Source organism: Pseudoalteromonas sp. B160 (genome assembly GCF_037162485.1).
GTDB lineage: Bacteria > Pseudomonadota > Gammaproteobacteria > Enterobacterales > Alteromonadaceae > Pseudoalteromonas > Pseudoalteromonas rhizosphaerae.
This window is the reverse complement of record NZ_JARLUX010000001.1, coordinates 2,472,569-2,487,601: the sequence shown is the minus strand read 5'-3', so window position 1 is coordinate 2,487,601 and position 15,033 is coordinate 2,472,569. Positions and strand designations below refer to the sequence as shown.

At 40.4% G+C, this 15,033-nt stretch carries 10 protein-coding genes and 4 pseudogenes; 4 read left to right on the top strand and 10 right to left on the bottom strand.

Going from position 1 to position 15,033, the window contains the following annotated elements; genetic code table 11:
• Nucleotides 1-55: 55 nt before the first annotated feature.
• On the top strand, nt 56-250 hold the full coding sequence (locus P4S61_RS11595) for a ketopantoate reductase family protein (RefSeq protein ID WP_337118300.1): 195 nt from the start codon (nt 56-58) through the stop codon (nt 248-250).
• Here the strand turns inward: P4S61_RS11595 and thiI are convergent.
• Together thiI and P4S61_RS11585 are read right to left on the bottom strand one after the other, a co-directional pair.
• Nucleotides 231-1,688, bottom strand: a pseudogene (gene thiI, locus P4S61_RS11590) (tRNA uracil 4-sulfurtransferase ThiI). The gene P4S61_RS11595 and the pseudogene thiI sit on opposite strands and share 20 nt — an antisense overlap.
• A gap of 104 nt (nt 1,689-1,792) precedes the next feature.
• Nucleotides 1,793-2,443 (bottom strand): TetR/AcrR family transcriptional regulator, encoded by a 651-nt coding sequence (locus P4S61_RS11585; protein WP_337118299.1) that lies wholly within the window; start codon nt 2,441-2,443, stop codon nt 1,793-1,795.
• A 250-nt stretch (nt 2,444-2,693) separates the two neighbouring features.
• Between P4S61_RS11585 and coaD the strand changes: the two are divergent.
• Nucleotides 2,694-3,175, top strand: a pseudogene (coaD, locus tag P4S61_RS11580) (pantetheine-phosphate adenylyltransferase).
• Nucleotides 3,172-4,566, top strand: a complete 1,395-nt coding sequence (locus P4S61_RS11575) for a capsule assembly Wzi family protein (protein ID WP_337118298.1) — start codon at nt 3,172-3,174, stop codon at nt 4,564-4,566. The pseudogene coaD and the gene P4S61_RS11575 overlap by 4 nt, the downstream one beginning before the upstream one ends.
• A 524-nt stretch (nt 4,567-5,090) precedes the next feature.
• On the opposite strand, the gene P4S61_RS11570 is transcribed toward P4S61_RS11575, so the two are convergent.
• The 7 genes and pseudogenes from P4S61_RS11570 to argC all read right to left on the bottom strand — a co-directional run bounded on the left by P4S61_RS11570 (nt 5,091) and on the right by argC (nt 11,959).
• Nucleotides 5,091-5,624, bottom strand: coding sequence for a hypothetical protein (locus P4S61_RS11570; RefSeq protein WP_145235128.1), 534 nt, complete (start codon nt 5,622-5,624; stop codon nt 5,091-5,093).
• 16 nt (nt 5,625-5,640) lie between these two features.
• Nucleotides 5,641-5,850, bottom strand: coding sequence for a hypothetical protein (locus P4S61_RS11565; RefSeq protein WP_145235126.1), 210 nt, complete (start codon nt 5,848-5,850; stop codon nt 5,641-5,643).
• Nucleotides 5,851-6,125: 275 nt separating this feature from the next.
• Nucleotides 6,126-7,987, bottom strand: a pseudogene (gene argH / locus P4S61_RS11560) (argininosuccinate lyase).
• Between the two features lie 57 nt (nt 7,988-8,044).
• Nucleotides 8,045-9,247, bottom strand: a complete 1,203-nt coding sequence (locus P4S61_RS11555; RefSeq protein ID WP_182731754.1) for an argininosuccinate synthase — start codon at nt 9,245-9,247, stop codon at nt 8,045-8,047.
• Nucleotides 9,248-9,257: 10 nt separating this feature from the next.
• Nucleotides 9,258-10,178 (bottom strand): ornithine carbamoyltransferase, encoded by a 921-nt coding sequence (locus tag P4S61_RS11550; protein ID WP_145235120.1) that lies wholly within the window; start codon nt 10,176-10,178, stop codon nt 9,258-9,260.
• A gap of 7 nt (nt 10,179-10,185) precedes the next feature.
• Nucleotides 10,186-10,947, bottom strand: coding sequence for an acetylglutamate kinase (gene argB / locus P4S61_RS11545; RefSeq protein ID WP_145235118.1), 762 nt, complete (start codon nt 10,945-10,947; stop codon nt 10,186-10,188).
• Nucleotides 10,948-10,953: 6 nt separating this feature from the next.
• A pseudogene (argC, locus tag P4S61_RS11540) lies at nt 10,954-11,959 on the bottom strand (N-acetyl-gamma-glutamyl-phosphate reductase).
• Nucleotides 11,960-12,173: 214 nt separating this feature from the next.
• Here argC and argE point away from each other — a divergent pair.
• Nucleotides 12,174-13,322, top strand: coding sequence for an acetylornithine deacetylase (gene argE, locus P4S61_RS11535; protein WP_182718378.1), 1,149 nt, complete (start codon nt 12,174-12,176; stop codon nt 13,320-13,322).
• A 60-nt stretch (nt 13,323-13,382) separates the two neighbouring features.
• Here argE and panP read toward each other — a convergent pair whose 3' ends face one another.
• Nucleotides 13,383-15,011, bottom strand: a complete 1,629-nt coding sequence (gene panP / locus P4S61_RS11530) for a pyridoxal-dependent aspartate 1-decarboxylase PanP (protein ID WP_257325331.1) — start codon at nt 15,009-15,011, stop codon at nt 13,383-13,385.
• Nucleotides 15,012-15,033 lie beyond the last annotated feature (22 nt).

Below are 15,033 nucleotides of genomic sequence, written 5' to 3'. Positions count from 1 at the left end.
AAGCATTAGCGAACGCCTATCAAGTGATGAGTGATACCAAAACAATTACTCATCAATGCATCAAGATGTCGCCCATAATCGCATCACAGAAATTGACGCGATGTGCGGTTATATTTGCCAAAAAGGTAATCAACTCGGTATTAATACCCTCACAATCAATCTTTACTCGATGCTATCAGACATAAAAAAAGCGCGATTTAACTCGCGCTTGTTATTAATAACTATCAACCTTACGGGCGATAAACTTTAACATTGGCAAAGCCATTTTCATGTAAAATAAGCGCCTGTAGCTGACTCATTACACCTTTAGTGCAATATAAGTAGTAGTCTTTGTCTTGCGGTAGGTCTGCAAATTTGGTCGCTAAGCGGAAAAATGGCAAATGCACAACTTCTATCCCATCAATTTCAAGCGGTGCTGCATCTTCTTCTTCCGGCGAGCGAATATCAACAACAACTGCATCAGCTGGTAAATCAGAAACTGACTCTGCCTCTTTTAGCTCTTGTTTAGCTTCGACGTCAATGTCACGAATATCCATAATACGTGCGTTTTCAATAACAGTATTGAGCACATCAAAATCAAACTTTTGCTCTTCAGCTTCTACTACGGCAATTTTAGCTTTAACTGTAGGCTTTTAGAAATCACACCACAGTATTCCGGCATAGTTTCGGCCATTTCTGCGGTGCCGATTTTACGAGCGATGTTTATAATTTCTTGTTTGTCGTGTTGGATCAGCGGGCGTAATATAAGCGTTTCGGTAACACGGTCAATCACACTTAAGTTGGCTAATGTTTGACTTGAAACTTGGCCTAGACTCTCACCGGTAACAAGCGCTTGAATCCCCATTTTTTCAGCTATTTGGCTGCCTGCACGCATCATCATACGTTTGAGAACTACACCCATTTGACTGTTTTCAACATTTTCTAAAATTTCGGCAACAACGGGGTCAAAGTCAACACTGATAAATTTAACTTTATGGGTTGAGCTAAACTGCTTCCAAATATAATAGCTGGCTTGTTTAACACCAATCTCGTGCGCCGCACCGCCTAAATTGAAGAACAAAAAGTGCGTACGAGCGCCTTTGCGGATCATTTGATAACTAGCAACGCCCGAGTCAAATCCACCTGACATTAACGACAAGACATCTTCTTGCGTTGGTAATGGGAAACCGGCCATACCATGATGGGTGTGCGTTACTACGTAAGCTTTATCATCTTTAATTTCAAGGCGAATAGTTACTTCAGGATTTTTCAGTCTTACGCTGGCGCCATCGACGTGTTGATTTAACCCACCACCCACATAACGCTCTACATCGGTAGAAGTGAAATCATGCTTACCTTGGCGTTTACAACGCACACAGAATGTTTTGCCAACAACAGTGTGACCAACCATATCTAGCGCTTTTTCGTAAATATCGTGCAGGTTTTCGTAGTTAGTTTCGGTCACTTCAATAAACTGCACGATACCTGGGATCCGTTGTAAGCCATCGATAAAATCAATACGCATTTGCGCGTCATCTAATTTAGTTACGACGGATATATTGTCCCAGTTATTTTGTACTTGTACTTTTTCGTCAAGCTTGCGTAATACAATTTTTAATGTTGTTCTCTAACAACTTAGTAAAACGTTTTCGCACAGAACGGCTTTTAATTGCTATTTCAGGATGGAGTTTGACGATAAATTTAAGCATAGTTTACTCGTTAGACAATATTTAGGATTCACGCACCCACGTGTTGGGCGCGGGATTATAACAAAAAATCTAACGTCTAGGAAATAAACAACCGCTGCGTTTAATTAAACGGCACCTGCCTGTGCCGCTAATTTACTGTATTTTTCGCGTAACAAGTTAATTTTTGGGATGCTTTGCTCTGTACCAAATGCTTTAAAAAGTGCTAACACTTTTAAGATACCATTATAAATATCTTGCTGAATTAACTCACCGCTTAACCGTCTAGCTTTAATGTAAGGAGTCCAAAAACTGACAGTAATTTTTAGCATGTGAGCAAGCTCAACAGCATCTTCATCGTCAATTGCGATCATACCAACTTCACGCAGGCCAATTACAATTTCGCGCACTTGGCTTAACAAAGCTGCTTGGAACTCAATATAGTCTTTTTTCAGTACTTCGTCGCGAGATAAAATATCACCCAAATTGTCATAGAAAAAATGAAAACGCCACATCAACTCAAACAAAGCATCAAGATACCCAGTTAAGTGTGTCAGTGCTTCATCCTGCTTATCCATTGGCACAAACTGAGTGTGTAAATGCTTACTATATAATGCAAAAATATGGCGAATAATGTCTTCTTTATTTTTAAAGTGATAATAAAGATTACTGGGACTGATGCCCATGTGAGAAGCGATATGATTGGTTGTTATCGCGCGCTCGCCATGTTGGTTAAATAGCATTATGCTAGTTGTAATTATTTTATCCTTGGTACTCATATCCTGCGACTCTGATTATTTTTATTAGAGTAAATGACCATAATTCACTCAGTATTATTAGCCGCGCAGTATATACAAATATAATCCAATAAAATACTACCTTGAAAATTTCTAATCCATAATTCGTAGTTATTGTTTCTTATTGAAATAAACTCATTTACAAATGAAAATATGCAGTCGCAATTTGCAGGCTGATCTGGACAACAAAGACTGTTAATATAACCCTCAAAATAACACTAAGATGATATTTATGAAAGTCACCGCAATTTACCCTGGTACCTTTGATCCATTAACCAATGGACACACAGATCTGATCCAGCGGGCAGCTAAAATGTTTGATACTGTAATTGTTGCAGTTGCTCACAACCCTAGTAAAAAACCCTGCTTTAGCCTTGATGAGCGGGTAGCAATTGCCAATAGTTTACTCACTCATTTAGATAACGTCAGTGTTATTGGCTTTTCTGGATTATTAGCTGATTTAGCACGCGATCATAGTGCGAATGTGTTGATCCGCGGTATTCGTGCTGTGTCTGACTTTGATTATGAGTTTCAGCTTGCCAATATGAATCGTCGTTTAAATCCTGATTTAGAGAGTGTTTTTTTAACCCCAGCTGAAAAAACTCATTTATCTCTTCAACCCTCGTTAAAGAAGTCGCCCGTCATAAAGGCGATGTCAGTGAGTTTGTACACCCTATTGTAGTAAAAGCATTGCAGGAAAAGTTACACGGATGAAGTTAAATATCTATTTAAGCGCCTTAATTGCCATTGCTACACCGGCGTTTGCAACACCTTGGATTGAAAGTGACGACCCTTTATTACGCGCTTCAATTGAAATGCTCTTTAACCAAGGTGTGATTAAACAACCGATCAATAGTTATCCCCTAATGTGGCAAGGTATTGCCAGAGATTTAAGTACAATTGAAAGCAGCAGTTTATCAACACAGAGTCAATTTGCTTATCAACACGTAAAACATGCCTTAGATAGAGCTAAACAAGGCAGTAGCTCTGGTGTCAGGCTTAACTACAATAGTGAGCCAGCTTTGCAACAAAGCTTTGGTAAGCGCGATCAACAAAAAAGTGGTATAAATAGCTATGGCTCTATCACTGGCGACCGTGTTAGCGCCAAAGTCAGTGTTAATTACGCTGATGAGGCACTAGATGATGAATACACAAATTATCACGGCAGTTATTTAGCAGTATTAATCGGCGGCTGGTCTGTCAGTGCAGAGCAAGTAAGCCATTGGTGGGGACCCAGTAACGATAACGCACTACTGCTATCAAATAATGCAGCACCAATGAAAGGGCTACGGATAAACCGCGCTAACACCCAATATGTAGGTCCAAGCTGGCTCTCCTTTATTGGTAATTGGCAGTTAACCGGGATTTACGCGAAACAAAAACCGCATTTAAGTAATGGTGAAAAAGGCGACTACTGGGCTATGCGCTTTGCCAGCACACCACTTGCGGGGCTTGAGATTGCATTTAGCTCAGCGGGCTCTGATTATTTAACCAGCACAGAAATAGCCCCCAATTCGCTCGAACTGATAACAACTAAGCAACGCTTAACCAGTTTAGATGCTAAGTACTCAATCAGCATCGCCAATCAACCGATTGCTTTTTATACTGAGCTAATGGGTAAAAATGACAGTGGTATTGCGCCCAGTGATCCTTTTTATACCCTTGGTGTAGAGAGTTTTTTTGGTGATCAAAAACAGTTATTAAAAACCTATTTTGAATATTCAAATACCCAACAAGATTGTACGGCCCAACTTAGCTGTAATGAGGCTAATGAAAGCTTTACGAACTATGCCCAAGCCTATAATCATAAAGACTGCTTAATTGGCTCTGCAACACCACAGCAAAGTAAATCAGCAGTATTAGGTGCGCATTATCATACTATGAACGGTTATGGCGGCTATGCGAAGTTACGTTGGTTTAAAACTGACATCACCGACTTGACTCAAGTCGCTGAAACGTTTGAACGCTTACAATTAGAGCTTGGTTATCAGCAGGCTATTTTTAGTGGTTTATGGAAGATCAGCGGCTCAGTGTATAAAGACGAACTTGCTAACGAGTCTGATACCAACAGCGCATTAAAAACCAGTTGGGAATATCGGTTTTAAGTGTTCTAAATAAGGGCCTGATGTTTATTTAGGCCTTTGATTATCCTAACTTTTATTAACAATTTGCTTAAGCCTAAAAAATCTTTATTTATAGCTAAGGCTGTTATCATCATCACATCGCATATATTAACGCCAAAAGAATAAACTGACCAAAGCCACCAAGGCTCAGAATTTGATCGCACATAGATATCGCAATAAATTGCGGTAATTAAAATGGCATTTAAGATAAGCCCACACACAATATAGCAATTAACTGGAGAGGGGCTAATCTTTTGATATCTGATCAATAACCCAATGCATGTAAGAGTGAGTAAATCGTATATAAACCAGTTCAAATAAGTTGAATACACTAAATATAAGTGCTCGCTCGTTATATAAGAAACGGCCATTATAAATGAAAGTATTACTATGCTTTTATTGGGGTTATTTATGTACAGTACCCAATTTAATAAAAAGACCATTAAGAATCCCCACTCGATAAATACACCGATGTACGGACCAACTACGTCATTTATAAACATAAGCTAAATGGAGTGTTTTACGTGATGTGTTTTAAATAATGCTTTAATTGCATTTTTAAGCCTAATTAAACCTAAAATGTCACGATCGACAATCAAGGCTACTATCATTGTAAAATCAAGAAAATAAACACCAAAAGAATATATGTCCCACAATACCCACGGAGTAGTATTTTCTGATATTCGTAGATCATAATACATTGAAGATGACAAAATTGTATTAACACTTAAAACAGAAATGACATAGAAGAATGCTGGGGACTTGGCATTATTTTTTACCAAGTAGGCGCTAATAATTATTAATGTTATTGTTACAACATCGTAAATAGCCCAATTGAGATAAATGTTAGAATTATCAAACCACGTAAATAGATGATCACTTATAAAATAAGAAGTAAAAACAATAAAAGATGAGATCAACAGAACATTATTTCTTTTTAAATCTGCTATCCATAAAAAAAGATTGAAAAACAAACCCATCATCAAGCCCCAAACAACCAATGCTGACAACGAAAGTCCGAAATGTTCTGTTAAATACATCTATAACTCATTGCTATTATTTTGGGCGCTTATCTGGATCTAATACAATGATCCCGCCACGTTGAATTTCAGCTTCGCCTTTTGATGCTAACAAAGCCTCATTAGATATAGACACTGTATCAGATTGTAGGGTTTTATTACTAGCGCTTTGTTCAAGTGCTGGCTTTGATTGTTGCATATTATTATATGCTTGCATTTGTAATTGGCTGTTAGCTGTAACTTGCATAAGATTAATCCTTTCAATAAATGTTGAATAAAATGACTTATTAAATAAGTCACTGTTTTTAACGCTCTGATAACTGCTTGGCGCTTTTAAAGATGAACTCACGCTGAGCCATCTTACACCTAAGTAATAAGCAATTACTGATCCAACATTTAAAAAAAACGATCTTTTTTGATCTTTTATTTGCTACAGCTAACCAATACAACAGGTCATACCAGATATAGCAAGACATAAAAAAACGCACAGGGATAACCGTACGCTTTTTATATCCAGGGATTTTAAGCCACGTTTTTACACGGGATCTCCGTACTCGTACTTAGCTTTAAAATAAATTCCATTGCGACTTCGTCACAATTGTCTCTGCGTAAACACAGTTCACAATCTTTCATTACCTTTTCCGGTAAGCTGTCTTTAGTACAGAATGTGAAACCTTGTTTCTCAAAGAAATCAGGTACTCGCGTCAAAACAATGATGCGATTGAGTGCCAATTTTTTGGCTTTAACTAATAAATGTTCAACTAACTGACGACCTTGCCCAGTAATACCTGTTTCAGGATCTATCCCTAGTGAACGAATTTCAGCAAGACCAGTATCATAAATATACAATGATGCGCAGCCCGCGACTTCTCCAGCAACTTCGGTAACTGCAAACTCATTGATTGAATGTACCATGTCGCTTTTAGCACGCGGTAAATTTTCACCTACCGTAGCCCAGTGCTGGATCAATTTAGCAATTGACTCTACATCGTCAAGATTAGCGTCACGAACTGTTATTTGCTGTTTTTTGGCATCTTTAACTGCAACTGTAACTTGCTCTAAAGATGTACCACCAAGTGCTTGGCGCGCTTTTATACATGCGTCTATCTCTAGTACAGCATATACGTCCTGTGCAAAAATACTATGCACCGATTGGAATTGTTCTAAACTTAAATCTTCTAAGTTATTCCCTTGTGCGATAGCCATTTGTACCAACACACCAACAATATGATGACCTTCCCTAAAGGGATCCCTTTGGCGACTAAATAGTCAGCAAGCTCTGTCGCATTTGAATGCCCGCCCTTAGCAGCGGCTAAAGTACGATCGCCATTTACTTTTATACCTTTGATACACGCTTGCGCCATATGAATACAAGCTAGCCACGTTGGCATGGCATCAAATAAGCCTTCTTTATCTTCTTGCATATCTTTATTATAGGCAAGTGGCAGTGCTTTTAACGTCATCATCATGGCACTAAAGGCACCAAATACACGCCCTGTTTTGCCGCGAATAAGCTCTAGCGCATCGGGGTTCTTCTTTTGTGGCATCAATGATGAGCCTGAAGTAACATTATCTGCTAACTCAATGAAACCCGCTTCACCCGAATTATAAAAGATCAAATCTTCTGACATACGCGATAAATGGATCATAGAGATTGATGCACAGCTTAATAGCTCAACCACAAAGTCACGATCTGATACGGCATCTAAACTATTTTTAGTCGCAGCGGTAAAACCTAACCCCACGGCAAGTGCTTGCCGATCAATTGGGTACGCAGTACCGGCAAGTGCCCCACTGCCCAAAGGGCAAAAATTCATTCGCGCTTTAGCATCTGCTAAACGGCTTTCATCACGTTCGATCATTTCCACGTAAGCCATACACCAATGACTAAACAACAATGGCTGAGCACGTTGTAAATGGGTATAACCAGGTAAGATAGTGCCCAGCTCACGTTCAGCTAAAGCGATAAACTCACCTTTTAACTGACCAAGCGCCGTAAGTATGTGAGCGGCGGTATCACGACACCATAAACGAAAGTCAGTAGCGACCTGATCGTTACGACTACGTCCGGTATGTAATTTTTTAGCTAAGTCACCCACTTTTTCGATCAATGCAGCTTCAACATGTGAGTGAATATCTTCAGCTCCTGACGTTGCCACAGCTTGTGGATCAGCTTTTACTTCGTCGAGTAATTCATATAATGCAGCGACTAACTTTTTGTGTTCGTCACTACTTAATACGTCAACCTGCTTAAGGGCACCTGCCCACGCTACAGAGCCAACTATATCTTGCTCTGCGAGTTGATAATCGAAGGGAAGTGAGTCGTTAAATTGTTTAAACGCCTCATCTGGACCCGTAGAAAAACGTCCGCCCCATAATGCCATGAAATCTCTCCAAACCCTGAAATTGCCCCGCCTTATTGTTACGAGGCTGTAGTAAAATTACTTCTTCGCTAGTGCTGAAATTCTGCTTGAAAGCGAGAATAAACGAATAAAGCCTTCAGCATGCGATTGGTCGTAAACATCATCTGCACCAAACGTTGCAAAATCTTCGCTGTATAAGCTATTTGGTGATTTTTTCTGAACCGCTGTTACTTGGCCTTTATAGAGCTTAAGAATAACTTCGCCAGTAGCCACATTTGATAACGCTTCTGCACCCGCTAAGATTGAATCTTTAAGTGGTGTAAACCAACGACCGTCATATACTAAATGTGAAAACTCGCCGCCCAGTACTTCTTTCCATTTGCGGCTTGCTTTATCAAGTACTAACTCATCAATCGCTTGTAATGCCGCCATGATCACTGTGCCACCAGGGGTTTCATAACAACCACGGGATTTCATGCCCACTAAACGGTTTTCAACGATATCAACACGACCAACACCATGTGGGGATGCAATATCATTAAGTTTAACTAGACAATCATACGGTTTAAGCTGCTCGCCATTGACAGCAACAACTTCACCTTCAACCACGTTTAAGGTAACAAATTCAGGCTCATTGGGTGCTTGCTCTGGTGAGCTAGTCCAAGTCCACACTTGCTCACTTGGTTGACACCACGGATCTTCAAGCTCGCCACCTTCGTGAGAAATATGCCACGCGTTTGCATCACGGCTGTAGATTTTAGTTGCCGATGCAGAACATGGAATATTACGCTCTGCCAAGTAGTCAAGTAATGACTCACGGCTTGATAAGTCCCACTCACGCCATGGCGCAATAACTTGAAGATCAGGCGCAAGGGCCGCAAAACAAGATTCAAAGCGCACTTGGTCATTACCTTTACCAGTACAACCATGAGAAAGTGCATCAGCACCTACTTTACGAGCAATCTCAACTTGCGCTTTAGCAATAATAGGACGTGCCATTGACGTACCTAATAAATAAGTACCTTCGTAAATTGAACCGGTTTTTAACGTTGGGTAAATATAATCACTTACCATTTCGTCTTTTAAGTCAACTACATAACATTCAGACGCACCAGATGCGATCGCTTTTGCTTCAACGCCTTCAAGTTCTTCAGCACCTTGACCTACATCGGCAACAAACGCGATAACTTCACAACCGTAGTTTTCTTTTAACCATGGCACGATGGCTGACGTATCTAAACCACCAGAATAGGCTAATACAACTTTTTTAATAGAACTCATTGGTGATACCTTACACAAAATTTGGATTTAATAATGAAACAAGCAATGCGTTTTGCGCATGCATACGGTTTTCTGCTTGTTGTATAATTTTTGACGCCGGACCATCCATTACCTCAGAAGTAATTTCAAATTCACGGTGTGCTGGCTGGCAATGCAGTACAGTGTCAGCCCCAGTCTGTTTAAGCAACGCCGCATTTAATTGATACGGCATGTACTTTTCTTTTACTTGTTCAAGTGGCGTATCATCGCCCATTGATACCCATGTATCGGCATACACTGCGTTAGCGCCTACAGCCGCTTCAACACGATCACTCACCATCACTGATGCACCATTCATTGCGGCAATTTGCTCAGCCTGCTTTAAAATTTGCGAGTCTGGTGAACTGCCTTTAGGGCATACGGCAACAAAATCGGTGCCTAAAGTAGCCGCAAGTAACATCAGTGAATGCGTTACGTTGTTGCCTTCACCTAAATAAGCTAATTTTAGCTGGCTTACATCGCCATATACTTCTTGCAGTGTTAGAAAGTCAGCAAGTGCTTGGCATGGATGATATAAATCGCACAAACTGTTGACCACAGGTACGCTTGAAAATTCAGCAAGTGTGGTTAATGTTTTATGCTGATATACCCGCGCCACAATACCGTCAGCCCAACTGGCAATGTTCAATGCAAAGTCTTTTACTGATTCACGTGCGCCCATGGCGCCATTTTGTGAATCAAGATACACCGCATGTCCACCTAACTTATTAATACCTATATCAAATGATAAACGCGTACGTAAGCTTGGTTTTTCAAATAAAGTAACCACCGATTTGCCAGCCAGTGCTTGACTAAAATCAGCGGGGTTAGCTTTAATTTTTTGCGCTAAGTTAAGTAATTTAAGTGCGCCTTGTTGGTCTAACTCTAGACCCGATAAAAAATGATTAAACATATAAAACCTATGGTGTAATTTTTGTTCCGACGTGCTCACCCGCGAGTAGAGCAATTAAGTTTTCTGGCTTTTGCCAGCTCGAAATGTAAACGCCACGTCGTAAGTGCTGGGCAGCAAGAAGGCTGGTCTTTACTTTGACCTCCATCCCACCCAAAATTACTCCTTCTGCAATTAAAGTATTGATCTGGTTTGTGTCAAGTTGATGTAACGGCTGTTTATTTGCATCAAGTACAGCTTCTACATCAGTCATAAAAATAATTTCCGCATTAAGCTCTTTAGCTATTGCCGCCGCCGCTTCATCAGCGTTTACGTTATACCAAAGGCCATCTTCACCAAAACCGATAGAGCTGACCAGAGGTAAACGACCAAGTTTTAATAACTCCGGTATCACACTTTGCACACCGCCGTCACAATTACCAACTTGACCAAGCGCTTTGAGTTTTTGTGACGAAATAATGCCCGCTTCGTATAAACTAAGCCCGACGGGTTTATGACCTGCGATAATTGCTTGGCTCATTAATTGTTTATTAGCACACCCCGCAAGCGCGCCAACAATATAAGGCATTTGCTCTTTTGGACTGATGCGTAAACCTTGATGTTTCGCACTAGCAAAACCAGCCTCAGTCAACCAATTATCAACTAGTGAACCGCCACCATGAACGATGACAAATTGTGCTTGAGTTTGCGATGCAAGCGCCTCAAATAACGCTTTAGCCGCGTCTTCTGTATTGAGTACTGCACCACCGAGTTTAATGACCCATGTTTGCATTACTAACTACCCTTTTAAACCTGTATTATGGGCAATACCCATGGCTAAATTAATGCACTGCAATGCTTGCCCTGCAGCACCTTTTAATAAGTTATCAATAGCTGCCATCACAATTAGCTGCGTACCTTGCTGCTGCCATGCAATATCAACGTAAGGCTGCTTTGCAACTCCTTTTATTGATGGCATCTTATTACCAAGCAATCTGATCAGTGGCTCATCAGCAAGCACTTGATAAGCTTGTGTAACTTGCTCTGGTGTAACTCCAGGTTTCAATTGCACATAAATAGTTTCTAAAATACCGCGTGGAAAATTACCTAAATGCGGCGTAAATAGCACCTTGTGACCTAAATGCTGCTCAATCTCAGGACTGTGTCTATGATTAAACAATCCATAAGGTGCTAACGACACTTCACAAAAATGCGTGGCTACACTAGCTTTACGCCCCGCACCGGTTACACCCGATACAGCATTAATAATAATGGTTTGCTCGGCTAATAAGCCGGCTTGTTGCAATGGTTTTAACGCATTCAGCGCTGCTGTTGGATAGCAACCAGCCACAGCGACTAACTGCGCCTTGGCGATTGCTTCACTATTCCATTCAGCCAATCCGTAAGCCGCTTCACTCAGTAATTCCGTATGTTGATGCGCAAAACCATAATAGGTTTGATAATCTTCATTACTGCTTTAAACGGTAGCCACCCGATAAATCAAATACTTTTTTGCCCATGCTTAAAAAACGTGGCGCTAAGTCAACACTCACTTTATGATCAGTACACAAACATACAAAATCGGCCGACTTTTCAATATCGTTATAAGCGCTATCACTAAGAGGCAATAAAGGAGAATCAAGCAAACCTAAATGCTCAGGATACAAGTCACTTAATAATTTACCCTTATCTAAGCTTTGCTCAGATACATAGCAACCAGCTAAGGTTAATTGCGGGTGTTTTACTACCAAACTTGCTAATTCTGCGCCGCTATAGCCACTTGCGCCAATAATCACTACTTTCATTCGTTACTCTTTTTGGTTTTTTGTTACTACATATATATTCAAATCGGGTTTAACAGTGCATAAAACACTATTTTATGAATGAAATCTGGTTATCGTCGTTTTATATTCATTGCGTCGCTTTAATATATTTATGCTTAAAAAGTGAATTGATATTCATCATAAATACTTTTATATTGTTATGCAATTAGATTGAATACTTATTTTGGATTTTTTTATGTCATTACCGTCTTTTTTATCTATGTATCAGCAATTGATTGCTGCACCTTCAATTAGTGCCATGGATGAGTCATTGTCTATGAGCAATAAAGGGGTGATCGATTTATTAGCTACTTGGTGTACAAGTCTTGGATTTGAATGTGAAATTACTGAGTTGTCGGGCCCTAAAGGTCGTTTTAACTTACTCGCAAAACGTGGCCAGGGAGATGGTGGTTTAATGCTTGCCGGTCATACCGATACAGTCCCATTTGATGATAGTCGTTGGAACTATAATCCGTTTAAATTAAGTGAAGATAACAATAAATTATATGGTCTAGGCAGTATTGATATGAAAGGGTTTTTCGCTTTTGTATTACAGGCAATCAGTGAACTAGATAAGAATATTCAAACACAGCCAATTTTGATTCTAGCTACTGCCGACGAAGAAACCACCATGGCCGGTGCACAGCAAGTTTGTCAGCATAAAAACTTAAAGCCAGCTCGGTGTATTATTGGTGAACCTACTGATATGACGCCTGTTTTCACACATAAAGGACATATGAGCAGCGCGATTCGCGTAGTCGGTCGTTCCGGACATAGCTCTGATCCTGAACGTGGTTTAAATGCCATTGAAGTGATGCATAAAGTTATTGCAAAACTGTTAACTTTAAAAGAGCAATTAAAGAATAAATATGCAGTTGAGCATTTTGTTATTCCTTACCCTACTTTAAATCTAGGACACATTCATGGTGGCGATAATGCAAATCGCATATGTGGCTGCTGTGAAATGCATATTGATATGCGCCCTTTACCGGGTCTAAGTGTGCAAGAACTGCAAATGATGCTGTTAAAAATAGCTACAGAGATCAATAACCAATATCCAGATTCAGTCAGTGTGATGGATATGCACGAGCCAATCCCCGCGTTTACTGGCAGTACTGATTCGGCATTAGTTAAACTGGCAGAAAAAATATCAGGAGAGCAAGCAGTTGCAGTGAACTACTGTACTGAAGCGCCATTTATTCAACAATTGGGTTGTGAAACGATTGTGATGGGACCGGGTTCAATTAATCAGGCTCACCAACCCGATGAATTTTTGGCGATGGAAAAAATTAAACCATCTCAACATATTATCACTGAAATGATCAGAACATCGTGTTTTAGCTAACAAAGAAAGTGCTGCTTGCGTTATCCCCACGCAACCTGGGAATAACGCAACTGTTACTGCTCAGTCCATGTATTTCTTAAGATATTTCTTAAATACAGGATCTGTTTTAGCCAGCTCTTTTTGCTCAGCAAGTATATCTTTTAAAATACTCTCTGATGTCAGCGGATTTGCAAGTACGACTCGAAATACCACTGTAGGTTGATGATCATACTGCGCGGGAGTTAAACGGGTACGGGACACAAATGAACGACCGGCTTCACGTTGGCGTTTTTGCATACTGGCAGTAAAACGATTTAACGAGGCAAAGATATCCAAACGCGTTTGTTCATCTGCTTGAGCTATTTTTTGTTTTATCTGTTTTGGCACATAACGGTATGTCAGTAAACATAACTCAGGTTCTGAGATCAGCTCAAAGTCGTCATCTGCTTTCACTAAATCAGCAAAGTAACGGGCTTTTTCAATTCCTTTATCTATTAAGATTTCGTAGCCTTTACGGCCAATAACGCGTAAGCAAGCATGCACTAACATAGCCATACCAGGACGACTACCTTCAAGTGTGTGGCTGCCTAAATCTTTAGAGCCTTTACGTAAAATATATTCTGCATGATGTTCTATAGCATCCGTAGCTGTAGGATCTTTAAATAGCACTAACCCAGCGCCCATTGGCACATACATTTGTTTATGAGCATCGATGGTAATTGAATCTGCTCGCTCAATGCCTTTTAGTAACGAGCGGTATGTACTAGAAAGCAGCGTAGCTCCTCCCCATGCTGCATCTACATGAAAATGGCAGTTGAGTTCAGCGCTTAAATCAGCCATAGCATCAAGAGGATCAATATTACCGGTTTCAGTCGTGCCGGCTACCCCAACAATCGCCATCACTTTTATACCTTGCGCTGCTAGCTCATGGGCTTTGGCGCGCATTGCATCAACATCAACCTTATTGTTATCTGCAGTTTTAATGGCAATAAAGTTATCACGGCCAATGCCAAGTAAATCAGCTGATTTTCCTAGCGAGTAATGGCCACGTTCGGAAATAAGTACTGCAAGGCCTTTATATCCATAATGCAACATTGCACGGATCAAACCTTGTGAACCAATCCCTTTAAATTCGCCGTCCGCTTTCAGTAAGCGATTACGAGCAATCCACAATGCGGTAATATTCGCGATTGTGCCACCCGAACAAAAAGCACCTAGCGACGTTTTCGCACTGTGCATCCATTTGCTATAAAAACTGTCATCTTGCCCGTATGCCAAATGATGCATCATACCAAGCACTTGGCGCTCAAGCGGAGTAAATGCTTTGGAAGTTTCTATTTTTACTAAGTTTTGATTAAGGCCAACCATCAACTTAGAAAGTGGCAATACAAAATGCGGTAATGCTGACGTCATGTGCCCAATAAAGCTTGGCGCAGCGGTATGCACTGAATGAGCGACAAGTTGCTCCATAATATCTTGCGCATAAGCAGATACAAAAGTCGGATCTTCTGGGATCGCTGCCGATTGAAAATCTTTTTCAATCTCATGCAATGGCTTTTCAATTGCCGCTATGTTCTCATTCAAAAAACCTGCTAAATTGCTCGAGATCTCAAGTTCGATTTTACTCAAAGTTGAGTCTGGTGCTTCAGGCACAGTAAATATACGCATCAGAGTTTCTTTAGAGGCGACGGCACAACGCTTTTGATCCATCTTTATACCCAGTGAATGTAGC